The sequence below is a fragment of the Pimelobacter sp. 30-1 genome, from assembly GCF_018831735.1.
GTDB lineage: Bacteria > Actinomycetota > Actinomycetes > Propionibacteriales > Nocardioidaceae > Nocardioides.
Genome location: NZ_NHTS01000003.1, coordinates 624,278 through 647,929, shown reverse-complemented (window position 1 = coordinate 647,929; position 23,652 = coordinate 624,278). Strand labels below are relative to the sequence as shown.

General features: G+C 74.1%; 19 protein-coding genes. 15 read left to right on the top strand and 4 right to left on the bottom strand.

Annotated elements, in window-relative coordinates; genetic code table 11:
• Nucleotides 1-31 precede the first annotated feature (31 nt).
• From CCO04_RS08505 to CCO04_RS08490, 4 genes are read left to right on the top strand one after another with little or no spacing between them, the layout of a single operon-like run.
• Nucleotides 32-1,126, top strand: coding sequence for a DegT/DnrJ/EryC1/StrS aminotransferase family protein (locus tag CCO04_RS08505; RefSeq protein WP_215813650.1), 1,095 nt, complete (start codon nucleotides 32-34; stop codon nucleotides 1,124-1,126).
• Nucleotides 1,123-2,106 carry a Gfo/Idh/MocA family protein gene (locus CCO04_RS08500; RefSeq protein WP_215813649.1) on the top strand — a complete coding sequence of 328 codons (984 nt, stop codon included), beginning with the start codon at nucleotides 1,123-1,125 and terminating at the stop codon, nucleotides 2,104-2,106. Before CCO04_RS08505 ends, CCO04_RS08500 begins: the two co-directional genes overlap by 4 nt.
• Before the next feature lie 2 nt (nucleotides 2,107-2,108).
• Nucleotides 2,109-3,614: a glycosyltransferase family 2 protein gene (locus tag CCO04_RS08495; protein ID WP_215813648.1), complete on the top strand. Its 1,506-nt coding sequence runs from the start codon at nucleotides 2,109-2,111 to the stop codon at nucleotides 3,612-3,614.
• A gap of 2 nt (nucleotides 3,615-3,616) precedes the next feature.
• Nucleotides 3,617-4,906 carry a nucleotide sugar dehydrogenase gene (locus CCO04_RS08490; RefSeq protein WP_215813647.1) on the top strand — a complete coding sequence of 430 codons (1,290 nt, stop codon included), beginning with the start codon at nucleotides 3,617-3,619 and terminating at the stop codon, nucleotides 4,904-4,906.
• Here the strand turns inward: CCO04_RS08490 and CCO04_RS08485 are convergent.
• Nucleotides 4,893-5,483 carry an acyltransferase gene (locus CCO04_RS08485; RefSeq protein ID WP_215813646.1) on the bottom strand — a complete coding sequence of 197 codons (591 nt, stop codon included), beginning with the start codon at nucleotides 5,481-5,483 and terminating at the stop codon, nucleotides 4,893-4,895. The genes CCO04_RS08490 and CCO04_RS08485 overlap by 14 nt on opposite strands.
• 25 nt (nucleotides 5,484-5,508) lie before the next feature.
• On the bottom strand, nucleotides 5,509-6,315 hold the full coding sequence (locus CCO04_RS08480; protein WP_215813645.1) for a hypothetical protein: 807 nt from the start codon (nucleotides 6,313-6,315) through the stop codon (nucleotides 5,509-5,511).
• A 57-nt stretch (nucleotides 6,316-6,372) separates the two neighbouring features.
• Between CCO04_RS08480 and folP the strand changes: the two genes are divergently transcribed.
• The 6 genes from folP (at nucleotide 6,373) to CCO04_RS08450 (ending at nucleotide 10,935) form a co-directional block, all read left to right on the top strand.
• Nucleotides 6,373-7,245 carry a dihydropteroate synthase gene (gene folP / locus CCO04_RS08475; RefSeq protein ID WP_252372848.1) on the top strand — a complete coding sequence of 291 codons (873 nt, stop codon included), beginning with the start codon at nucleotides 6,373-6,375 and terminating at the stop codon, nucleotides 7,243-7,245.
• The gene (gene folB / locus CCO04_RS08470; protein ID WP_215813644.1) at nucleotides 7,242-7,649 is read left to right on the top strand and encodes a dihydroneopterin aldolase; all 408 of its coding nucleotides are present in this window, start codon (nucleotides 7,242-7,244) and stop codon (nucleotides 7,647-7,649) included. The genes folP and folB overlap by 4 nt, the downstream gene beginning before the upstream one ends.
• On the top strand, nucleotides 7,646-8,215 hold the full coding sequence (folK, locus tag CCO04_RS08465) for a 2-amino-4-hydroxy-6-hydroxymethyldihydropteridine diphosphokinase (RefSeq protein ID WP_215813643.1): 570 nt from the start codon (nucleotides 7,646-7,648) through the stop codon (nucleotides 8,213-8,215). Before folB ends, folK begins: the two co-directional genes overlap by 4 nt.
• 10 nt (nucleotides 8,216-8,225) lie before the next feature.
• Nucleotides 8,226-8,723, top strand: a complete 498-nt coding sequence (locus CCO04_RS08460) for a DUF3180 domain-containing protein (RefSeq protein ID WP_257753615.1) — start codon at nucleotides 8,226-8,228, stop codon at nucleotides 8,721-8,723.
• Nucleotides 8,724-8,852: 129 nt separating this feature from the next.
• The gene (locus CCO04_RS08455) at nucleotides 8,853-9,458 is read left to right on the top strand and encodes a hypothetical protein (RefSeq protein WP_215813642.1); all 606 of its coding nucleotides are present in this window, start codon (nucleotides 8,853-8,855) and stop codon (nucleotides 9,456-9,458) included.
• Nucleotides 9,459-9,522: 64 nt separating this feature from the next.
• Nucleotides 9,523-10,935: a bifunctional cytidylyltransferase/SDR family oxidoreductase gene (locus CCO04_RS08450; RefSeq protein ID WP_215813641.1), complete on the top strand. Its 1,413-nt coding sequence runs from the start codon at nucleotides 9,523-9,525 to the stop codon at nucleotides 10,933-10,935.
• On the opposite strand, the gene CCO04_RS08445 is transcribed toward CCO04_RS08450, so the two are convergent.
• Both CCO04_RS08445 and CCO04_RS08440 read right to left on the bottom strand, forming a co-directional pair.
• On the bottom strand, nucleotides 10,919-14,326 hold the full coding sequence (locus tag CCO04_RS08445; protein WP_215813640.1) for a CDP-glycerol glycerophosphotransferase family protein: 3,408 nt from the start codon (nucleotides 14,324-14,326) through the stop codon (nucleotides 10,919-10,921). The two genes, CCO04_RS08450 and CCO04_RS08445, sit on opposite strands and share 17 nt — an antisense overlap.
• Nucleotides 14,327-14,376: 50 nt before the next feature.
• Complete coding sequence (locus CCO04_RS08440; RefSeq protein WP_215813639.1) at nucleotides 14,377-15,006, bottom strand: hypothetical protein; 630 nt, start codon at nucleotides 15,004-15,006, stop codon at nucleotides 14,377-14,379.
• A gap of 111 nt (nucleotides 15,007-15,117) precedes the next feature.
• On the opposite strand from CCO04_RS08440, the gene CCO04_RS08435 reads away from it, so the two are divergent.
• The 5 genes from CCO04_RS08435 to CCO04_RS08415 are packed head-to-tail and all read left to right on the top strand — an operon-like array spanning nucleotide 15,118 to nucleotide 23,494.
• Nucleotides 15,118-16,218: a glycosyltransferase gene (locus tag CCO04_RS08435; RefSeq protein WP_215813638.1), complete on the top strand. Its 1,101-nt coding sequence runs from the start codon at nucleotides 15,118-15,120 to the stop codon at nucleotides 16,216-16,218.
• A 52-nt stretch (nucleotides 16,219-16,270) separates the two neighbouring features.
• Nucleotides 16,271-19,831 (top strand): CDP-glycerol glycerophosphotransferase family protein, encoded by a 3,561-nt coding sequence (locus CCO04_RS08430; protein WP_215813637.1) that lies wholly within the window; start codon nucleotides 16,271-16,273, stop codon nucleotides 19,829-19,831.
• A gap of 19 nt (nucleotides 19,832-19,850) precedes the next feature.
• Entirely contained in the window at nucleotides 19,851-20,609 is a 759-nt protein-coding gene (locus tag CCO04_RS08425) for a hypothetical protein (RefSeq protein ID WP_215813636.1), read from the top strand.
• Nucleotides 20,606-21,826, top strand: a complete 1,221-nt coding sequence (locus CCO04_RS08420) for a hypothetical protein (RefSeq protein ID WP_215813635.1) — start codon at nucleotides 20,606-20,608, stop codon at nucleotides 21,824-21,826. The genes CCO04_RS08425 and CCO04_RS08420 overlap by 4 nt, the downstream gene beginning before the upstream one ends.
• Before the next feature lie 30 nt (nucleotides 21,827-21,856).
• On the top strand, nucleotides 21,857-23,494 hold the full coding sequence (locus tag CCO04_RS08415) for a DUF563 domain-containing protein (RefSeq protein WP_215813634.1): 1,638 nt from the start codon (nucleotides 21,857-21,859) through the stop codon (nucleotides 23,492-23,494).
• Nucleotides 23,495-23,652 lie beyond the last annotated feature (158 nt).

The window sequence follows — 23,652 nt, the reverse complement described above, 5'->3', positions numbered from 1 at the left end:
AGCGGGGCACCACCCACAGGAGGTATCCCGCATGACCGACTCCGCGGTCCAGAACATCCCCGCCGCGCGCCCGGTGATCGACGAGTCCGACATCCAGGCCGTCGTCGACGTGATGCGTTCGGGCATGGTCGTCCAGGGCCCGCAGGTGAAGGCGTTCGAGGAGGAGTTCTCCGCCGTCGTCGACGGGCGCGAGTGCGTGGCCGTCAACAGCGGTACGTCGGCGCTGCACCTCACCCTGATGGCGCTGGGCTACGGGCCCGGCGACGAGGTCATCTGCCCGTCGTTCACCTTCGCGGCGACCGCCAACGCGATCCGCCTCGTGGGCGCGACGCCCGTGTTCGCCGACATCCAGGCCGACACCTTCAACATCGACCCGGCGCACGTCGAGGCGCTGGTCGGGCCGCGCACGGTGGCGATCATGCCGGTGCACCTCTACGGTCTGCCGGCCGACATGACGGCGCTCAACGCGATCGCCGAGAAGCACGGCCTCGCGGTCGTCGAGGACGCCGCCCAGGCGCACCTCGCCTCGATCGACGGGCGCCACGTGGGCTCGCTCGGGGTGGCGGGCTGCTTCAGCTTCTACCCGACCAAGAACATGCACTCCCTCGAGGGCGGCATGATCACCACGGCCGACGCCGAGCTCGCGCGCACGCTGCGGCTGCTGCGCAACCAGGGCATGGAGCAGCGCTACGCCAACGAGGTCGTCGGGACCAACACCCGGATGACCGACGTCGCCGCCGCCGTGGGCCGCAACCAGCTGCGCCGCCTGGCCGAGTGGACCGACCGGCGTCGCGAGAACGCCAAGGTGCTCACCGCCGGCATCACCGCGGCGACGACGCCGTTCGTGCCCGACGGCTACGAGCACTCCTACCACCAGTACACCGTGCGCTCGGCCGAGCGCGACGCGCTCCAGGCCCGGCTCGCCGAGCACGCCATCGGCAGCGCGACGTACTACCCGACCCCGGTCCACCGGCTCAAGCCGTTCCTGACCGAGGCCGGCGTCCCCGACCCGCGCTGGGAGCTGCCCGAGACCGAGAAGGCGGCCCTCGAGGCGCTCTCGCTGCCGGTCTTCCCGACGCTGACCTCCGACGAGCTCGACCGGATCGTCGCGGCGGTGAACGCATGACGCTGCGCGCCGGCCTGGTCGGCCTGGGGGCGATGGGCCGCAACCACGCCCGGATCCTCTCCGGGCTCGACGGTGTCGAGCTGATCGGCGTCGCCGACGCCCAGGTCACCGACACCCGGGTCTCGTACGGCGTCCCGATCGTCCCCGACGTCGACGCGCTCATCGCCCTGAAGCCCGAGTACGTCGTCGTGGCGGCGCCGACCGGCTTCCACGAGGAGATCGGGCTCAAGCTGGCCGAGGCGGGCGTCCACGCCCTCATCGAGAAGCCGCTCGCCCCGACCGTCGACGGCGCCCAGCGCCTCGTCGACGCGTTCGAGTCGCGCGGCCTGGTCGGCGGCGTGGGCCACATCGAGCGCTACAACCCCGCGCTCCAGAGCCTGCGCACCCGCCTCGCCAACGGCGAGCTGGGCGAGATCTACCAGGTCGTCACCCGGCGCCAGGGCCCGTTCCCGGGGCGGATCGCCGACGTCGGCGTGGTCAAGGACCTCGCCACCCACGACATCGACCTCACCGCCTGGGTCACCGGCCAGCCCTACGTCAAGGTCTCCGCCCAGGCGGCCCGGCGCAGCGGTCGCGAGCACGAGGACCTCATCGCGGTCGTCGGCGAGCTCGGCAACGGCATCGTGGTCAACCACCTCGTCAACTGGCTGAGCCCGCTCAAGGAGCGCTCGACGGTCGTCACCGGCGAGCGCGGCGCCTTCGTCGCCGACACGCTCACCGCCGACCTGCACTTCTACGCCAACGGCGCGGTCCGCACCGAGTGGGAGGCCGTCAGCGCCTTCCGCGGCGTCGCCGAGGGCGACGTGACCCGGTTCGCGATCCCCAAGCGCGAGCCGCTGCTGGTCGAGCACGAGCTGTTCCGCGACGCCGTCCTCGGCAAGGACAGCGACATCGTGACGCTGCGCCAGGGGCTGCGCACCGTCGAGGTCGCCGCGGCGGTCCTCGAGTCGGCGTCGTCAGGCAACACCGTCTGGCCCTGAGGATGCCCGCCGCTCCCGACGTCTCGGTCGTCATCCCGGTCTACAACACCGTCGCCTACCTTCCGGCCTGCCTGGACTCGCTGCTCGCCCAGAGCATCGGGACCGACCGGCTCGAGGTGGTCGCGGTGGACGACGGCTCGACCGACGGCAGCGGCGCCCTCCTCGACGACTACGCCGCCGCGCACCCCGGCGTGGTCCGGGTCGTGCACCAGGCCAACTCGGGCGGCCCGGCACGGCCCTGCAACGTGGGCCTGGAGCAGGCGCGCGGCCGGTTCGTCTTCTTCCTCGGCTCCGACGACTACCTCGCCGCCGACGGCCTGGAGCGGATGGTCACCGCCGCCGACGCGTGGGGCTCGGACGTCGTCGTCCCCGCGATGACCGGCGTCAACGGCCGGATCGTCGACCAGCGGCTCTTCCACCGCGACGAGCCCGACATGGCGTTCCCGCGGTCCAACCTGCCGTTCTCGCTGTCCAACACCAAGCTGTTCCGCCGCTCCCTGCTGGTCGACAACGACATCCGCTACGCGCTCGACATGCGCGTCGGCAGCGACCAGCCCTTCGCGATCTCGGCGATGCTCGCCGCGGGCAAGGTGTCGGTGCTGGGCCGGCCCCCCATCTACTTCGCGGTCCGCCGCGACGACGCCGACAACATCTCCTACACGACCACCTGGCGCGACCGGCTGGACGCGATCGTGTCGGTCATCGAGCACATCTGCGCGATCGTGCCCCCGGGCGACGACCGGGACGCGATCATCCGCCGGCACTTCGGCTGGGAGCTCAACAAGATCGTCATGCGCAATATCACCGACGTGGCGCCCGAGGAGCGGCCCGAGCTGCTCGCCGCGGTCGCCGCCGTGGCGGAGGACTACCTCACGCCCGGTGTCGAGCGCCTGCTCAAGGTCGGCACCCGCCTGCGCTGGTGGCACGTACGACGCGGCGACATCCCCGCCGTGCTCGCCCTCGGTGACAGCGCCCCCAAGGTCCGCGCCCACGTCGAGGACGGCGAGCTGTTCCTCGTGCTCCCCGGCTTCCGCGACGGCGTGCCCGACGACATCTTCCGCCCCACCGGCGACAACGTGCCCAACGTGATCCAGCGCGGCCTCGGCGAGCAGACCGCGCGGATCGCCGACGGCCGGCTCACCCTCACCGCGAGCAGCGAGGGCATCGCCCCCGACAGCCTCGGGGCGCTCTCCGTGGCGCTCGTGGCCGCCGAGGGCCCGCCCGGTCCGGCCCGCCGGCTCGCGGGTGAGCCCGCGGCCGTCGTACGGGTGCCGGTCGAGGCGGGCCCCGACGGACTGCTCCACGCCGCGCTCGACGTGACCGAGATCGCCGGGCACCGCGGCCGCTGGGCGGCCCGCTGGCAGCTGCGGGCGGGCAGCGACGTCTACGATGTCCCGGTGCGGTCGGCGCTCACGTCGTCCGCACAAGTGCGTCGCCGGCTGCGGACGACCACGGTCGAGGTGAGGCCCGGGCTCCAGGACCGGGTCGTCGTCGAAGTCAGGAGCTGAGGGTGAACATCTGCGTCGTCGCACTGGGCAAGATCGGGCTGCCGCTGGCGGTCCAGTTCGCGAGCTCGGGGCACAAGGTGGTCGGCGCCGACGTCGACGCGACGGTCGTCGACCTCGTCAACCGCGGCATCGAGCCCTTCCCGGGTGAGGCCGACCTCCAGGACAAGATGCGCGCGGCGGTCGACGCCGGCCTGCTCAGCGCCACCACCGACACCACCACGGCGGTCGCCGAGGCCGATGCGGTCGTCATCGTCGTCCCGCTCTTCGTCGCCGCCGACGGCACGCCGAGCTGGCAGTGGATGGACGCCGCCACCGAGGCGGTCGGCCGCGGCCTCAAGCCCGGCACGCTGGTCAGCTACGAGACCACCCTCCCCGTCGGTACGACGCGCGACCGCTTCGCGCCCCGCCTCGAGGAGCTCTCCGGCCTCACCGCCGGCGAGGACTTCCACCTCGTCTTCAGCCCCGAGCGGGTGCTGACCGGCCGTGTCTTCGCCGACCTGCGCAAGTACCCCAAGCTGGTCGGCGGCATCAACCAGGCCTCGACCGACGCCGCGATCACGTTCTACGAGGCGGTGCTCCAGTTCGACGAGCGCCCCGACCTGCCGCGCCCCAACGGCGTGTGGGACCTCGGTCCGTCCGAGGCCTCGGAGTTCGCCAAGCTCGCCGAGACCACCTACCGCGACGTCAACATCGGCCTGGCCAACCAGTTCGCGCGCTACGCCGACCAGATCGGTGTCGACGTCCTCAAGGTGATCGAGGCCTCGAACTCCCAGCCCTACAGCCACATCCACCTGCCCGGCATCGCCGTCGGCGGGCACTGCATCCCGATCTACCCGCGGCTCTACCTCTGGAACGACCCGGCCGCGACGGTCGTCAGCGCGGCCCGCGAGGCCAACGCCGGCATGCCGCTCTACGCGGTCGACCTCCTCGCGGCCGCCCACGGCGACCTGACCGGGCTGTCGGTCCTCGTCCTCGGCGCCGCCTACCGCGGGGCGGTCAAGGAGACCGCCTTCTCCGGCGTCTTCCCGCTGGTCGACGAGCTGCGGGCCCGCGGCGCCGTGCCCTACGTCGCCGACCCGATGTACACGCCCGAGGAGCTCGACAAGCTCGGCCTCCCGCCCCACCGGGGCGAGGACGTCACCGCGGTCGTCGTCCAGGCCGACCACCCGGAGTACCGCTCGCTCACGCCCGACGACCTGCCGGGCGTGACCCTGCTCGTCGACGGCCGCCGGGTGACGGACGCCGCCGCGTGGGACCGCGAGGGCGTCCGCCGCATCGTCATCGGCGGCTGAGCACGTCCCCGTCGGCGTCGTAGACGTCGCCGGTCTCGGGGCAGGTCCACACGCCCGGCTCGGTCTCGGCGAGCCGTACGCCGGCGCGCCCGACCCAGCCGATCCGCTTGGCGGGCACCCCCGCCACCAGCGCGTACGCCGGCACGTCGCGCGTCACGACCGCGCCGGCGGCGACGAGCGCCCACGGTCCGACCTTGAGGGGCGCCACGCACACGGCGCGGGCGCCGATCGAGGCGCCGTCGCCGATCTCGACGCCGACCGCCTGCCAGTCGGAGGCCCGCTTGAGGTCGCCGTCGGGGGAGACCGAGCGCGGGTACTGGTCGTTGGTGAGCACCGCCGCCGGGCCGATGAAGACCCCGTCGCCGAGCGTGGCCGGCTCGTAGACGAGCGCGTAGTTCTGGAGCTTGCAGCGGTCGCCGATGCGCACGCCGGTGCCGACGTAGGCACCCCGGCCGATCACGCAGCTCTCGCCGAGGACGGCGTCCTCACGGACCTGGGCGAGCTCCCAGACGGTGGTTCCGTCGCCGAGCTGGGCCGAGTCGGCGACCTGGGCAGTGTCCTTGACCGTTGCACTCACCCGGTCACCGTAGCGGGCGGGCGGCTCAGAAACGCTTGGCGGGGATGACGTTGCTGGGCTCGTCGTTGCGGCCCTTCTCGATGATCACGAGGTTGTGGTAGGCGTGCACCGCGATCACGTGCCGGTCGTCGTAGGTCGGCACGTAGTCGGCGTCGGGGTACTCGGCGTGGTTGAGCCCGTCGACGAGGTCCTTGACCAGCGCCATCGTGGTGTCCGTGGCGTGCCGGTCGGGGTTGCCGCCGAAGCGCGTCCAGTACGACGTCTGGGTGTCCTCGATCGCGTAGATCCCGTCGTCGGCGAGCAGCGGGAAGAGGATCCGGAAGGTCTCGCGGATGTGCTCGGGCCGGTGGCTGCCGTCGTCGATGATCACCCGCGGGGTGCCCTGCTCGGCGATGATCCGGCGCAGCACCTCCTCGTCGACCTGGGAGCCCTGGTAGCTGACGATCCGGGGCCGGTCGACGAACGACTTGTCCTCGATGTCGAGGCCGACGATCTGGGCCCGGGGGAAGAAGTGCTTCCACATCCGCAGCGAGCGCCCGCCCTGGCGCTCGCGGGCGTAGCCGCCGATCCCGATCTCGAGCAGCGTGAACTTCTCGCCGCGCAGGTGCTGCAGGTGCCGCTCGTAGTGCTGGGTGTAGTGGTGGGTGCCGGCCTTGTCGGTCTTGAAGTGCAGCGCGATCTGGGTCAGGTCCATCTCCGCGAACCGCGGGCCGTCGGTGGCGGGCGCGGCGGACTCGACCGGGCCGCCGCCGATCCGGCGCAGGCGCTGCCACACCGGGTCGCTCACCAGCGGCTTGATGGTCCGGGTCGCGGCTGCCTTGAGCACCGACATGGCTCCTCCTGGGGTTGGGCTACGACGAGAGTACGGGCGGCCGATAGCGTTCGGCGCATGACCGCTCCGCCGATCCCCCTCCTGATGGGGATCGTCAACGTCACGCCCGACTCGTTCTCCGACGGCGGACGGTACGACGACCCCGAGCGCGCGATCGCCCACGGCCGCGACCTGCTCGCCCAGGGCGCCGACATCCTCGACGTGGGCGGCGAGTCCACCCGGCCCGGCGCCACCCGGCCGCTGCTGGCCGAGGAGCTCGACCGCGTCGTACCGGTGATCGAGGCGCTGGCCGCCGAGGGCGCGACCGTCTCGGTCGACACGATGCGCGCCGAGGTGGCCGCGCGGGCGGTCGCCGCGGGCGCCCGGATCGTCAACGACGTCTCCGGCGGCCTGGCCGACCCCGCGATCCTCGACGTGGTCGCGCGCACCGGTGCGACGTACGTGGCCATGCACTGGCGCGCCCACAGCGACCGGATGCAGGAGTTCACCGGGTACGACGAGCACGGCGGCGTCGTGCCCGGCGTGCGCGCCGAGCTGGCCGAGCGGGTCGCGGCGATCCGCGCCGCGGGCGTGCGCGACGAGCAGATCGTGCTCGACCCCGGGCTCGGCTTCGCCAAGCAGCCGCACCACAACTGGGAGCTCGTGCGCCGCCTCGACGTCCTCGCCGAGCTCGGCTTCCCGCTGCTGGTGGGCGCGAGCCGCAAGACGTTCCTCGGCCGGCTGCTCGCCGGCCCCGACGGCCGGGCACGCCCCGTGGGGGAGCGGGAGGCGGCCGGTGTCGCGATGACGACGCTGCTCGCCGCGGGCCTGGGGGGAACCCCGGTGTGGTGCCTGCGCGTCCATGATGTGCGTGCCCACCGCGATGCTCTCGCGGTTGCGGCAGAGTGGGGGCCCGACGCGGATCGGGCCGCGACGGAGGGAGAGGGATGAGCGACGAGCTGAGCATCCTCGGCATCGAGTGCTTCGCCCACCACGGGGTGTTCGACCACGAGCGCCGCGACGGGCAGATCTTCAAGATCGACCTGACGCTGGGCGTCGACACCGCCCCGGCGGCGGCGTCGGACGACTTGCATGACACCGTCGACTACGGAAGCCTCGTGGACCAGGTCGCGGCTGCCGTGACGAGGGACCCGGTCGACCTGATCGAGACCCTGGCGCAGCGGATCGCGGACACCTGCCTGTTGGACAGTCGTGTTGAATGGGTGCGTGTGACCGTCCACAAGCCGGATGCGCCGATCCAGGCGACGTTCGCCGACGTACAGCTCACCATCACCCGCCGCCGTGAGGCGGCCGGTGGGGGAGACAGAACCGGAAAGGCAGAGGGCCCAGCATGACCGAGACCCCCAATCCGAACATCATCGACGCGGACACCCTGACCGGCGAGATGCGCCCGATCCGGCGGATGGTGGTGGCACTCGGCTCCAACCTCGGTGAACGGTTCGCGAACCTTCAGGGTGCCGTCGACGCGCTGGCCGACACCCCCGACGTGTGGGTCACCGGCGTCTCCCCGGTCTACGAGAGCGACCCGGTCGACTGCCCGGACGACGCCAAGAGCTTCCTCAACGCCGTCGTGCTCGCCGACACCACGCTGTCGGTGCACCGCCTGATCGACCGCGCGCTGGCCATCGAGGACGCCTTCGACCGCACCCGCGGCGCGGTCAAGAACGCGCCCCGCACGCTCGACGTCGACCTGATCGTCGTCGGCGACCGGCGCAGCGACACCGACGAGCTCCAGCTGCCGCACCCGCGGGCCCACGAGCGCGCCTTCGTGCTCCAGCCGTGGCTCGACCTCGAGCCCGACGCCGACCTGCTCGACCGCGGCCCCCTGGCCACCCTGGTCGCCGCGGTCGGTACCGACGGCCTCAAGCTGCGCGACGACCTGGTGCTCGAGTTCGAGTGAGCGGTTCCGCGTGAGCGGCGACGCGGGGCCCGACCGCCCCCCGTCGCCGTCGGGCGAGATGCGGCCGACCGCCGCGCGCACCCTCCTGGGGTGGGCGCTGGTCGGCCTCGCCGTCGGCGCGGCGATCCACCCGCTGTGCAACCGGCTGGGCATCGTCCCGCCGCTGGTCTCGACGCCGCAGCCGCTGGCGCTGCTGCTCCTGGCCGGCATCCTCGGGTACGGCGCCTGGGTGACCCACCGTGCCGTGCACGTGCGCCGGGAGCGGCTCGCGCCGCACCAGGCGGTCAACCGCTTCGTGCTGGGCCGGGCCAGCGCCCTGGTCGGCGCCCTGGTCGCCGGCGGGTACCTCGGCTACGCCCTGACCTGGATCGGCGACCCCGCCGAGCTGGCCGACGAGCGCCTGGTCCGCTCGCTGGTGGCCGCGGCCTGCGCGCTCGCCGCGATGGTCGCCGGGATCCTGCTGGAGCGCGCCTGCCGGGTGCGCGGGGACCGGGACGACGCGGCCTGACTGCCCGACGAAGTGCGAAGGTTGCTGGGGCGAAGGAGGCCCCGCAGCTCGCTGGCCTTGGGGCAGTTGGGACGGATGTGACGAGCGTGTCTCCCGCGTCCGGGCCGGTCGGCGGCCTAACGTGCTGTCATGACTTCCCCTGTCAGGTCTAGCGCCACCGGAAACCGCCGCCGCCAGCGGTCGACCCGGATCGTGGTCGCCGCGCTCCTGATCGTGCTCGCGGCCCTCGCCGTCACGGGCACCGCCGTGACCGGCTCCTGGGTACTCGTCACGATCGCCGCCGCCGGAGCCGTCGTGCTCGGCGCCGCCGCCCTCAAGATCTCCCACTCCGAGCTCCTCGACTTCCGCCAGGAGGCCGCGCGCGACCGCGCCGGCCAGGCCCAGGCCTACGCCCAGCTCACCGAGACCCGCACTGCCGAGAACGTCGAGTTCGCGGCCGACATGACGGGCAAGATCGCCAAGCGCGACGCCACCATCGCCCGCCTCGAGAAGCGCCTCGGCGACGCCGCCTCCGAGCTCGCCGACGCCCGTCGCGAGCTCTCCGACCAGCGCGACCTCACCGACGAGGCCCGGCGCGCCGCGGACCGGCTGACCCAGCGGCTCGCCGACGCCGACGAGCGGGCCGGGCAGGCCGTCGTGCGGGTCGCGGAGCTGGAGGCGGAGGTCGACGTACTGACCTCGCAGATCCACGCCCTGGAGGCGCAGGCGCGCACCCAGGCCCGCCGTCCCGCCTGAGGCGCGTGCCCGCAGGCTCCTGCCGTTTCCCGTGGCCGCGTGCGGCCGTGGGAGACTGCGCCCCATGACCAGGAACGTCGCGGTCCTTCTCGCCGGCGGTGTCGGGAGCCGGGTCGGGCTCGACATCCCCAAGCAGCTCATCAAGGTCGCCGGCAAGACCCTCCTCGAGCACACCCTCGTCGCGCTGCACGACCACCCGGACGTCGACGAGGTGCTCGTCATGATGACCCCGGGGCACACCGACGCGGTCCGCGACATCACCCGCGGCGACGCCTACCCCAAGGTCACCGCGATCCTCGAGGGCGGCGACACCCGCAACGCCACGACGCAGCGCGCGATCGACCACCTCGTCGCGAGCGCCGACGGCGACGCCGGTGCGATCCGGATCCTGCTCCACGACGCGGTCCGGCCGCTGGTGACGCCGCGGATCATCGGTGAGTGCTTCACCGCGCTCGACGCCTACCCGGCCGTCGACGTCGCGATCCCGTCGGCCGACACGATCATCGAGGTCGCCGCCGACGACACGATCTCCAGCATCCCGCCGCGGGCGTCGCTGCGCCGCGGCCAGACGCCCCAGGCGTTCCGGCTCGACGTGCTGGCCCGGGCCTACGAGAAGGCCGCGGCCGACCCCGACTTCACGGCGACCGACGACTGCAGCGTGGTGCTGCGCTACCTGCCGAACGAGCCGATCATCGTGGTCCACGGCGACGACCGGAACATGAAGGTCACCGAGCCGATCGACGTCTTCATCGCCGACAAGCTCTTCCAGCTCACCGGCATCGACCTGCCCCGGGCCAAGGACGACGCCGGCTACCGCACGGCCCTGGCCGGCAAGACGATGGTGGTCTTCGGCGGCAGCTACGGCATCGGCGCCGACATCGCCGAGCTCGCCCGGTCCTACGGCGCCACGGTGCTCACGTTCAGCCGGTCCACCACCGGCACCGACGTCGGCAAGCGCACCGATGTCGCCGCGGCGGCCAAGGCCGCGATCGCCGAGGCCGGCACCATCGACTTCGTCGTCAACACCGCGGGCGTGCTGCCGCGCGGCGAGCTCCTGACGACGTCCGAGGAGACGGTCTACGCCGCCACCGAGATCAACTACCTCGGGCCGATCTTCATCGCCCAGGAGTTCTACCCGCACCTGGCGGCCACCCAGGGCTCGCTGCTGCTCTTCACGTCGAGCTCCTACACGCGCGGGCGCGGCGGCTACAGCCTCTACTCCTCGGCCAAGGCCGCCACGGTCAACCTGACCCAGGCGCTCGCCGACGAGTGGGCCGAGGCCGGCGTCCGGGTCAACTGCATCAACCCCGAGCGCACCGCGACGCCGATGCGCACCAAGGCGTTCGGCGACGAGCCGCCGGGCACGCTGCTCGACTCGCTCACGGTCGCGCACACGTCGGTCGACGTGCTGCTCTCGGACCAGTCCGGCCACGTCTACGACGTACGCCGCGACGACCCGTTCAGCTCGGGGGAGTGATCCACCGGTCGACGAGCCTCGCGGCCGCGTGGCCGTCGTCCAGCTCGGCGTAGTCGCGCCGGAAGGTCGCCCGCGCGTCCGCGAACTCGTCCCGCAGCCGGGGCAGGTCGCGCAGCCACGCGACCACCTCGGCCGTCGTGTCGACGTGCGGCCCGGGCGCGGTCGGCGGATAGGGGATGACGCCCCCGCGGAACCGGTCGTAGGTGGCCAGGTCCGGCACCAGGAACACCATCGGCTTGTCGGTCAGCGCGTAGTCGAAGCGCAGCGACGAGTAGTCCAGGACGCCCGCGTCGGAGGCCAGGATCAGGTGGTTGACGTCCGGGTGGTCGGTCACGTCGATGACCCGGCCGCTGGTCGCGACCCGGTCGTCGCGGACCCGTGCGTTGAACGCGTGCCCGCGCATCAGCACCACGTGGTTGTCAGGCAGCGCCGCCAGCGCCTCGTCGGGGTCGAAGAAGGTCACCCGCCGCGCGGTGAGGTCGTCGGCCGAGAGGTAGTCGCGGAAGGTCGGCGCGTAGAGCACCGCCACCGTGTCGTCGTCGATGCCGAGCAGCGCGCGCGTCCGGGCCCGCAGGTCGGCGCCCTCGGGCCGCAGCAGGATGTCGTTGCGCGGGTACCCGATCTCCGCGACCGGTACGTCGCCCGCCCCGGCCGGGTCGAGGAAGGCCGCCTTGAGCAGCGGTGAGGCGTAGCGGGCGGGTGAGACGAGCACGCTCCAGTCGCGGGTACGACGGTCGAGGCTGCCCACCTCGGCCGGGTCGTTGCCCATCTTCTCCCACCAGTCGTGGCCCATCAGCTTGTACGGGTAGCCGTGGAAGGTCTGGATCAGCGTCTGCCCCTCCGGCCGCTCGAACCAGCGCACCTGGTGCACGTCGACCATGTGGAAGCGCGACGTCGCGATCGCCTCGTGCCACGCGCGCGTGCGCTCGACGACGCCGACTCCGCCGGGTGGGACGACGACCGAGCGGTCCGCGATCGACCAGTAGACGGTGAGGTCGGAGCCGCGCCGGACGAGCTCGTCGTGCAGGCCGAGGCCGTTGCCGTGGGCGTGCTCGCCGAACATGGCGCGCAGGAAGACGCTGTCCTGCTCGGCCCGCCCGACCCGGCACGCCTCGCGCAGGAGCCGCTGCTGCCGCTCTCCGCGCTCGTCGTCGGCGAGCGGCGGGTCGACGACCACGCCGACCACGGGACCGTCGGGGTGGGCGACGTCGACCCGCACCCGCAGGTCGGTGCGCAGCTCGGCGAGGGGCAGGGCGGCGCTGGCGGCGGGCGCGGGCGCGGCACCGAACCAGTCGGTGTGCCGGGCGTTGGCCAGCGAGAGCGTGTAGTGGCCCGAGCGCAGGGGTACCTCGGGCTGGCCCCAGACGGACGCGGCGAGGGGGACCCGCGCGGTCGCCGTACCGCGGCCGGTGGGGGTGACGGTGCCCGTGACGACGTGGCCGCCGTCGACGAGCGCGGATCGCCAGTCGGGCTGGTGGTCGTCGATCAGGAGGTCGGCCTCGACGGCGTCCTCGGTGAGCCGGACCGCGGTGACGAGCGCCCCCCGTGCCGGCGGTACGACGCAGACCCGCCCGCGCCGGTCGGGCCGCAGGTGGGCGGTGACCGGGGTGTCCGGGCGGTGGTGCACGTGCCGGACCTGGGGTCCGGCCACGAGCTCGAAGCGTCCCGGCCCGGCGAGCTCGTCGAGCGGCACCGCGAACCGGCCGTCGACTCGGGTCAGCCGGATCCGCTCGTCGCTCCCGGCCCGGCGCAGCCAGGCCAGCCGGGCGTCGACGTCGAGCAGCAGCCGGCCGTCGTCGGCGGCGTCGACGCCCGCCGGCTCCAGCCAGGTCGCCGGGGTGCTCAGCCGGAGCTCGGCCCGCTCCAGGTCGTCGTGGTCGAGGACCACCAGCCGCGGACCGTGCGCCGCCGCGGCGACCCCGGCCATCGTGCGCGGCCGGACGACCACCCGCCCGCGGTGGACGACGTCGCCGTGGGTCACCGTCGCCGCGACCTGCCAGGTGCCGTCGGTGAGGTCGGTCAGCTCGGTGAGGTCGGCGTGCGCGACGAATCCGGACGCGGTGACGTCCGCGTGGTGCAGGCCGCTCGCGATGTCGGCCGCGGGTTCGGCGCGCCGGGTGGTCGGGAGGGGGACGCGGCGGCCGTCGGGGGCGACGAGCTCGACCTCGATCCGGTTCTCGTTCCCGCGGTCCTCGCCGGTGCGGTCGAGGTCGGGGTTGTCGACGAACGCCCAGCCGGTGAGCTCGACGGTGCCGTCGGTGGTCCGGACCGCGGTCAGCTCGGCGCGCACCAGCGTCTCGACCGCGCCCAGCCTCGCCGCGGGCCAGGCCGGGCCGAAGTCGACGGCTCCGTCGCGGACGGGGTACGGGCGCGCGCTCAGCCGGACCTCCTCGAGGAAGCGGTTCGCGCCGGCGGCGTCGTCGGCGACGAGGAGTCCGTGCAGGACCTCGGCCCACGACGGCACCTCGGCGGCTGCTGCTGCCTCGCCTCCCTCGCCTGCTTCCGCGACCAGCGGCACCACGGCGGACCGGACCGTCGCCCAGGTCGACGGATCGGCGGGCCACAGCCCCTCCAGGAACCCCAGCAGGTCGCTGCCCAGCGCCCGCGCCGCCCGCCGCGGTCCGTCGGTGCCGAGCAGGGTGATCGCGGTCGCCACGTCCGCAGCGACCTCACTGACCGAGGCCCGGGTGAGGACCCCGCGGTCGTCGTCGGTCCGCCGCAGCGCGAGCACGTGCGGGAGCCAGTCGATCGCCTCGGCCGCGAACGCCGCCCGCGCCGCGTGGGTCGCGTCGACGGCACGCCCGGCCCCGAACGCGAGCCCCGCGTCGTCGTACCAACGGCGGTCGAAGACGGACCGCCGCGCCGACCCGTGCAGCGCCGCCTCGATCCGCGCCGCACCAGCGAGCCGCCGGCGCTCGTCGTGCAACCGCCGCACGTCGTCGCTCACCGGCAGCACCCGACCGCGCCGCTGCGGGCGCTCGGCCGCGACGGCGTACGACGAGCCGGACGCGCGCAGCGCCTCGACCGCGAACCGCAGCCCGTGCCGGGTCACCGCGTCGTCGGCATCGACGAAGGCCAGGAAGTGCCCCCGCGCCGCCGCTGCCCCGTGGTCGCGCGCCCGCCCCAGGTCACCGGTCGTGGTGAGGAGCCGGACCCGGCGGTCCTCGTCCTGGTGCCGCGCCACGATCGCGAGCGTCTGGTCGGTGCTGCCGAGGTCCACGACCAGGATCTCGGTGTCGGGGACCTCCTGGCGTCGTACGGAGTCGAGGCAGGCGGCCACGTGCTCCGCCGAGTCGAGGGTCGCGACGACCACGCTCAGCGTCGGCCGGACCACCCCGGAGGCCTGCTTGAGCCGTGCCGCGCGGCGGCGTACCGCGGCGCGGATCGTCATGGGTCCAGAGCCTAGGGCCTGTCCGGTGCCAGGCCACGCCGAGCGGTCGGTCAGGGGTTGGCGAGCGCCAACGGCGCCGAGCCGGCCGGAGGCACGTTCGTCCAGTACCCGCCGACCTCGATCTCGTCGCCCACGCGCATGTCGAGGGTCAGCGCGCAGAGGTTGCCGCTCACGGCCGTGATGACGAGTCCTGATGCACCCGTCGCCGGCGTGAACCGCTGGGTGCCCTCGTCGAAGGTGCCCTCAACCGTGCCCTCGAGCGTGAGGTCGCAGACCGACCCGCCGCGCATCCGCAGCCGGACGCCGTCGATGCGGGCCGGCCACCGGCCGGGGACGAGCTCGTCGCCGGCGACCGCCAGGCTCCAGGTGCTGAGCTGGGTGACGGTGGTCGGGCCGACGACCGCGTTGGTGCACGGCCCCGTGGTCGAGGTGAGCGCCGCGGTGGCGGCACCGTACGCCCGACTCGTGCCGGCGCTCGCGACCGGCCCGTCCAGGGTGGAGGCCGTGCAGTTGAAGACCTGCCCCGCCGGGATGTCGGTGATCGTGATCCCGGTGCCGACCAGCCGGAGCGCCGCCCCGCCGCTCGGTGTGTACGTCGTCGCGGCCTGCGCCGGGATGCTCGTCGCGACCAGCGCCGCGGCAGTGGCGAGTGCGGCCAGGACGGCCCGGACGGTCCTCATGGGTGCTCCTCGGAGTGGGGCCTCCCAGCGTCGGTGCGCCCGCCCCCGAGCGTCAACGCGATCCACCCGCGCCCCGCGAGATCCGGACGCACGTCCGGTAGGTTCGGCGCGGTGTTCTCGCGTCGCCGGCCGCTCGTCAGCGTCGTCGTCCCCGTGTACGACGTCGCGACCTACCTGCCCGCCTGCCTCGACAGCATCCTGGCCCAGCGCCACCGCGCCCTCGACGTCGTCGTCGTGGACGACGGCTCGACCGACGACTCCGGCGCCATCGCCGACCGGTACGCCGAGCGCGACGACCGGGTGCGCGTCCTGCACGTCCCCAACGGCGGCCTGGGCGCGGCGCGCAATGTCGGCGTCGAGGCGGCGCGCGGCGAGTACCTGACCTTCGCCGACTCCGACGACGTCATCCCGCGCGACGCCTACACCCTCCTCCTCGCCGCTCTGCGCAAGGGCGAGGCCGACTTCGCGGTCGGCAACATCCTGCGGATCGAGGGCGACCTGGGGGCCGAGCGCGAGATCCGGCTGCCGTGGATGGACGGGATGCACGCTCCGTACGTCGGCTCGATCGAGGAGCGGCCCGAGCTGCTCGGCGACGTGTTCGCGTGGAACAAGCTGTTCCGGCGCGAGTTCTGGGACGCCGCGCGGCTGACCTGGCCGGAGCGGATCCGGTACGAGGACCAGCCGGCGACGACCGAGGCCTACCTGCGGGCGGAGCGGGTCGCCGTGCTCGACGACATCGTCTACCACTGGCGGATCCGTGGGGACGGCAGCGCGATCACCGAGCAGCGGGCGACGGTGGCCGACCTGCGGGATCGCTGGCGCACGAAGCAGATGGCGCTCGACAGCACCCGTGCGCTGGGCTCCCCGGCGCTGCAGGAGGTGTTCCGCACGCAGGTGCTGCCCGGTGACATGTGGCGCTACTTCCTGCTCGTCCCCGACGCCGCCGATGACTGGTGGGAGCTGCTCGTCGCGATGGTCCAGGGGCTGTGGGGGGACGACGCGCTCGTGCGCAGCGGGCTCGGTCCGGCGCACCGGCTGACCGGCTGGCTGGTCACCCACGACCGGAGGGCCGATGCCGCGCTGGTGATGAGGCACCTGGCGGGCCGCGAGGGGCAGCCGCTGGCGCGGGTCGAGGGGCGGCTCGACGTCCCCGGGCTGGATCCGGCGAGCGTCGACCCGGCGGCCCTCGCGCTGCGTCCGCACGAGGCCTGAACGCCCCCGATACGATCGGTAGGTCCGTCCGCCGACCCGAAGGAAGCCGTCCGTGGCCCACGCCCGCGTCCGGGCCCAGCAGGCGCTGGTCCGCATCGCCAAGTCCGGCCCCCAGCGGATGCGCGGTCCCGTCGGCCGCCTCACCCGTCGGCTGCGCCGGGACTACACCGGGCCGATGGTGACGGTCGTGGTGCCGGTCAGCGACGACGAGACCACCCGCATCGCGCCGTTCTTCGCCGCGCTGCGCAACCAGACCCACCGCAACCTCGACGTGCTCGTGCTGCCCTACGGCCGCTGCGACCGGGTGCGCGAGACGGTGCGCCAGGAGGCGGCGCAGGACTGGCGGATCCGGGTCCGCCGCCGTACGGCGTCCGGGCTGGCCGCCGCGCGCAACGACGGCGTCCGCTCCGCGCGGGCCGAGTTGGTGCTGGTCGCCGGCGCCGGGGACGACCTGCCGCTGCCGGCGGTCGAGCGACTGGTCGCGGCGCACGAGGCGTCCGGCTCGCCGCTGGTCGTCGGACTGATGGGTGAGCCCGACGTGATCGGCTGGATCGCGGACTCGCCGTTCGCCGCCGCGCACCGCGCCGAGGTCCGTCGTACGACGCTGGGGGCGAGCCCGATCGCGGTCACCGACCTCGGCCTCGGCAACAAGCTCTTCACCCGCGCGCTGTGGGGGCGGGCGGGCGTCGGGTTCACCGACCGGCTCGCCAGCGGCGCCGACGTCGCGCTCGGGCTGCTGCGCTCGGCGGACGCCTTCGACCTGCTCACCCACGTCACCTACCTGCCCACCGGGCGGCGCGACGGTGCCGCGGTCGGCGCCACCCCGGACGTCCTCAGCCGCCTCGACGGCTGGATCGAGGTCCAGGAGGGCACCTGGCGCGAGGTCGAGGCGCTCGGCCTCCCCGACGTCCGGGACTGGTGGCTGTGGGGCGTCCTCGACGCCGCCGTGCAGCCCCTGCTCGCCAGCGCCGAGCGCGCCGACGAGCGGCAGTGGACGACGCTGCGCGACCACGTCCGCCGCTGGCTCGACGACGCCGGCCCCGAGGTCGTCGCCTCGCTGTCGGTCGAGTCCCGGGTCAAGCTCTGGCTCACCCGCACGGACGAGCGCGCCGTCCTGGAGCGGTTCGTCACCGCCCGCCTGTTCGCCTACGGCGACCACCCGACCGAGATCCGTGACGGACGGGTCTGGGCGCAGCTGCCACTGCCCGACGACCTGGACCTCCCGCCCGAGCTGCTCGAGCTCGCCCCCGACGAGACCCTCCTGCGCGCGGTCGTGCGCGAGGTGCGCTGGACCGGGGCCGACCAGGACCGCCTCGAGCTGCTCGTGTGCGCCGCGATCGACAACGTCCACCTCGACGGGTTCCCCCAGGTGGCGTGCGTCCTCGTCGGCCCGGACGGCGCCCGCGTCGACCTCCCCGTCGAGCAGGTGCGCGACTGGCGGGGCAACCTCGCCGGCCGCCGGCACCAGGACTACTCGTGGGGTGGGGTGCGCGCCACGGTCGACCCGTCGGCACTCGTCGCGTCGCCGGGTGCCTGGCAGGTCGAGCTGACGATGACGGCTCAGGGAGTCACCCGCACCGGCATCGCGGTCCTCGCCGCCGACCACGTCGCCGCCGACCGCGGGGACGACCACCGGTTCGCGCCGCGCCCCGCTGGGACCGCCGGGACGGCTGGGACCGTCACGCTGCGCGTCGACCCGCGCGCGACCCCGGCGACGCTCGTGGTCGCGCCGGACGAGCAGCCCCGGATCGCCGCCGGCACCCTCGCGGTCGCCGGGCGCACTCTCGCGGGCACGGTCTCCGGCGCCGTGGTCGCCGTCCGCGCCACCCTCGACGGCGCCGAGGCCCGCGCCGACGTCGCGGCCGACGGCACGTTCGCGCTGACCTTCCCGGCGCCCGTCCCCGGCCGCCGCCGCTGGGTCCTGCACGCCCTGAGCGCCGACGGACGTGAGCAGGCCGTCTCCTGGCCCTCCGGCGGCGACCTCTGGCTCGGCGCCGGTACGGGCGACCTGGTCGCCACCCGCGGCTCCGCCGGGCGCGTCGAGATCTGGGAGGCCGAGCGGGTCCTCGCCGTCGACGCCGTGGACCTCGACGACCTCACCCTCACCGTCCGCGGCCGCTGGCTGGCCGCGACCCCGCCCACCGGCGCCACCGTCGAGCTCGTCGGCCCCAAGGTCGCGCTGACCGGCACCACCACCACCGCCGCCACCGCCGGTGCCGACGGCCTGCTCACCGCTACCTTCGACCTGCGCCACGACCCGTGGGGCCTGGGCGCCGGCCCGATCCCGCACGGGCGCTACCGCCTCGTCGTCCGGGTCCCCGGGCAGTCCGAGCAGCGGGTCTTCCTCGCCGAGGCGACCGTGGAGCGGCTGCACACCTTCACCCCCGGCACGTCGTACGCCGTCGAGCTGCTCCGCGTCGGCCGCGGCTTCGACGTCGAGCTGACCCGGCCGCTGGAGCCCGGCGATCGCACGCCGTACGTCCAGACCCAGCTGGAGACGTGGGCCCGCGAGGGCGACATCCCGCTGGAGCCGGGCTCGGTCTACTTCCAGGTCTACGGCGGCTCGTCGGCCACCGACAGCCAGCTCGCGATCTACCACGAGCTGCGCCGGGTCCGGCCCGACGCGACCGTCTACTGGGGCGTCCTCGGTGCCCCTGCCCGCGCCCCCGAGGGCACGGTCCCCGTGGTCGTGATGAGCCGCGAGTACCACCGCGTGATGGCCGCCGCCGCCGACCTCTGCATGAACGTCGACCCGCCCCGCTGGTACGACCGGCGCCCCGGCCAGCGCCTCCTGCAGACCTTCCACGGCTACCCCGCGAAGTCGATGGGCCTGCGGATGTGGCGCGCCAAGCACTGGCCCCCCAGCCGGATCGCGCTCGAGATCGAGCGCACGTCGGGGGAGTGGGACCTGATCCTCACCCCCTCGCCCGAGATGGACGTCCACTACCGCGACGAGTACGCCTACGACGGCCCGATCCACAGCAAGGGCTACCCGCGCGACGACATCCTCGTCTCCGAGCGCGCGGACGCCGTCCGCGAGGACACCCGTCGCCGGCTCGGCATCCAGCCCGGCCAGGTCGCCGTCCTCTACGCCCCGACCTGGCGCGACGACATGGCCAGCGCCTGGGGCAACGCCGAGCTCGTCCAGCACCTCGACCTCGAGTCGGCCGCCCGCGCGCTCGGCCCCGAGTACGTCCTGCTCATGCGCGGCCACCGCTTCCACGCGGCCGGCCGCTCGGCCGAGGGCGCCGGCGCCCGGGTCCTCGACGTCACCGACTACCCGGAGATCAACGACCTGCTCCTGGCCTCCGACGTCGCGGTCCTCGACTACTCGTCGATGCGCTTCGACTTCGCCCTCACCGGGCGGCCGATGATCTTCCTGGTGCCCGACCTGGCGTCGTACGTCGGCGGGGTGCGGGGCTTCCTCTACGACTTCCCCTCCTCGGCGCCCGGCCCCCTGGTCGACACGGCCGACGAGGTGGTCGCGCTGCTCCGCGACGTGCCGGGCCTGCAGGCCCGGCACGCGGGGGAGATCGAGGAGTTCAACGCGAGGTTCAACCGCTGGCAGGACGGTCACGCTGCCGAGCGGGTGGTCGCGGCCTTCTTCGAGTGACGTGACTACCATCCCCAGCGTGACCACCCTGCGGATCCCGGACCCGCGCCTCGGCCTGAATTCGTTCGCCACCGACGCCTGGTGGGAGGCGATCCCCGACGCCGAGCGGACCCCGGACGCCCGGGTCGTCGCGGCCCCCGGAGCCCCGTGGGACGGCGAGCGGACGCTGCTCGTCGCCGGCGCCGTCACCGACCACCTGGCAGAGCCGACCGTCGCTGCGGTCGAGGCCTGGGCCGCGGAGGTGTGCGCCCTCGTGGCCGCGCAGCCCGGGCCGGCGCACCTCGCGGTGTCGCTGTCGACGGTCCGCTCGCTCGACGAGGCGGTGACGCTCGCGCAGGGCCGCCGCTGGCCGTCGTACGACGCCGTGGAGGCGGCGCGCCACCGGGCCGGTGAGCCGGTCCCGGTGCCCTCGATCCCGGGCGGTCAGCAGGCGGTGAGCGCGTTCGTGACCGCGCTGCTGCCGCAGGTCGAGGTGCTCGCCGCGTCCGGCTGGGCGACCGCGGCCGACGCCACCGCCGACGCCACCGCGTGCGTGTCCCGCTCGCTCGACGCCGACCCCGACGTCCCCGACGACCTCGCCCGTGAGCTGCGGGCGGCCGGCCGTGCCGCGCTGGTGGCGTTCGAGGAGGCCGGGCTCACGATCAGCGGCCCCCGCGACGCGTTGCTCTGGCCGGTGTCGGCCGAACGCGGACAGATCCCGATCGAGGTCGCGGCCGACGCGGCCGTCGAGGCGATGCTCGCCCTGCGCGAGCGCCCGGCCGTGGAGGTGGCCCGATGAGGCTCGCCGACGGCACCACGCTGCTCCACATCGGCCCCTACAAGACGGGGACGACGGCGATGCAGGGCGCGCTCTGGGAGGCGCGCGACGCGCTCGCTGAGCACGGTGTGCGCTACCCCGGCGAGCGGGCCCACGAGATGGGCGCCGCAATGGCGGTGGCCCTCGGCCGCGTCGAGCCGGGTCAGGACCTCGCCGAGCAGCGCGAGCGCTGGCACGCCCTCGCTGCCGAGCTCCGCGACGAGCGGCCGCGGATCGGCATCGTCAGCAGCGAGGTCTACTGCGAGGCCAGCGACGAGGGCGCCCGCGCGGTGCTCGACGGACTCGGCCCCGCGACCCAGGTGCTCATCACGCTGCGCCCGGTCGTCCGCCTCCTCGGCTCGCAGTGGCAGCAGTACACCCAGAACATCGCCGTCCCGTCGTACCCCGACTGGCTGCGCGAGATCCTCGACCACCCCGAGGGCGAGCGGGTGACGCCGTCGTTCTGGCGCCGGCACCGTCACGACCGGCTGGTCGAGCGCTGGGTCGGTCTCGTCGGGCCCGAGCGGGTGACCGTGGTCGTCGTCGACGACCGTGACCACGACGGCCTGCCGCGGGTCTTCGAGAAGCTCCTCGGCGTCCCGGCCGGGCTCCTCCAGACGCCCGCCGACCGCTCGAACCGCTCGCTGACCTTCCCCGAGACCCAGCTGGTCCAGGCGCTCGTACGACGCACCAACGGCCCCGCCTTCGGCCCCGCCTTCGACTCCGCCGATCACAGCCGGTTCGTCCGCTTCGGTGCGGCCCGCGGGCTCCAGGCCGCGCCCGCCGACCGGGCCGCCGAGCGCGTCCTCACCCCGGCCTGGGCGGTCGACCAGGCCCTCGCGATCGGGGCCTCGATGGCCGCGCGGGTGGCCGCGTCCGGAGCGACCGTCATCGGCGACCTCGGGCTGCTCTCCGACCCCGCCCTCGCGCCCGCCACCGGCGACAACGCGCCCGTCACCGCGGTCGACCCCGTCGCCGCCGCGGCGCTGGTCGCCGGGGTGATCAGCAAGCTGTCCGGGGTCCGTGGCGGCCCCGAGCCGCGCGTGGACGGCGGACCGGTCGAGAAGGCGGTGTGGTCGCGGCACCACGCGGTCGTGGCGCAGTGGGAGTCCGCGCCGCCCTCGGTCGCGCCGGCCGAGCGCTCGTCCCTGCGGGCCCTCGCCGGCCGGGTCCGACGCCGGCTCGGCGGCTCCCGCTGAGGCTTGGCAGATCGAGTTAAGATCGTCGGCGTGGGTCTGTTCCGGGGGAAGCGCCGCTCGCGCGACGCGACATCGAGCGGCGCGTCGTCGATCATCGCATCGATCGCCTCCGCCGTACCCGGGCCGGCAGCCGCCGGCGTGTTCCTCGGAGCCCCCGATGCCGACCTCGTCGCAGCGCTTCGCCGCGCGCTGCCCGGCCTGACCTGGGTGGCGCTGCCCGACGACGCGGTCGCGCGACACCGGGCGCTGATCGCCGAGGGCCCGCTCGACCTCGTGGTCGACGACCCCGACCCGGAGGGTCGGCTTCGCCGGTTCAACCGCACGTTCTTCCAGCTCCGCCCCGGCGGGGTCTACGTCATCCCGAACGGAGCAGGCGAGCTCGGAACCCAGGCCGGTCCGCTCGGCGAGCTGCTCCAGGAGGCCGCCGCCCGCGCCGAGGTGCCGCTGCGGACCCACAGCACGGGGATGGACGAGACCCGACTGCGTGCGCTGCGCTCCCACGTCCGCACGACCGTGGTCGACGGGCACCTCGTCCTGTCCCACGACCTCCCCGACGTCCACGCACTCGTCCGCGAGGAGCACCTCGACGACCTTCTCGCAGCGGTTCCCACCCCGCACCGGGTGCTTGCCGTCCACCCCGTCGGTACGCCGCCAGCCGAGCCAGAGTCTGTCGAGGTGCCCCAGGCCCGGGTGCGCCACGACGGGCGCCCGATCGAGCCCGTCGACCTGCACCTGCGTGACTACCGCGACGTGGTGGTGGCGCCGTACCAGCTGGTGCTCGGCGACCGGATCGTCCTGCCCGACACCTTCCGCCACCACCCGCAGCCCCACCTCCACAACAAGATGCTGGCCAAGGTGGCTCCGGCGTTCGCCGTCCCCGTCGACCCGGTCCCCGACGACATCCCGCGCCTCGACGGCACCTACCTGCACCTCGACAACGAGGCCCGCGCCCACTTTGGCCACCTGCTGACGGAGTCGCTGAGCCGGGTCTGGGCCTGGCCCGAGACCCTTGCGCTCGACCCCGGCGCCCGGGTCCTCGTGTGCGCGACCGTCAAGCGGCCCGAGCTGCTGGAGTACGAGCTGGCGATCTACGAGGCCGCCGGCATCCCGCGCGACCGGGTGGTCCTGGCCAGCGGCCCGGTGCGGGTCGAGCGGTTGATCTCCGGCACCCCGATGTTCAGCAATCCCTACTACGTCGATGCCCGCATCGCCGCCACCTGGGACCAGGTCGGCGACCGGCTCGCCGCGGGAGCCGCGCCGCGCGAGTGGCCGCAGCGGGTCTTCCTCTCCCGCCGCGAGACCAAGCGCGCCTGCGTCAACGGGCCCGAGCTCGAGCAGGTCTTCGTCGAGCACGGGTTCGAGGTGCTCTTCCCCGAGGACTACTCGCTCGGCGAGCAGGTCCAGCTCTTCCGTGCCGCCGACGTGATCGCGGGCTTCGCCGGCAGCGGGATGTTCCAGATCGCCTTCGTCGCCGAGCCCAAGACCGTCATCCAGGTCGGCTCCGAGGCCTACGGTCCCCGCAACGAGTACCTCATGGCCGCGGTGCGCCGGCACCGGCTCACCGGCATCGTCTGCCAGGCGTACGACGGCCGCGGCCTGGCCGCCGACTGGTGGTACGACGAGCAGCGCGAGGGCCCCGCGCTGCGCGCCCTCCTCGCCGGGCTGTGATCCAGCCCACCCGGCTCACCCGTTTTCCGCCGCCCTGATCCCGGCGTACCGTTGAGCCGTCCCCGGAACCCCGGGGCGACAGCACTGAGCACAACGTCCGGTACCCACCCCGGCTCCCACCCTCACCGGCGGGAGTGGTCGGAGGGACGGGAACGAAA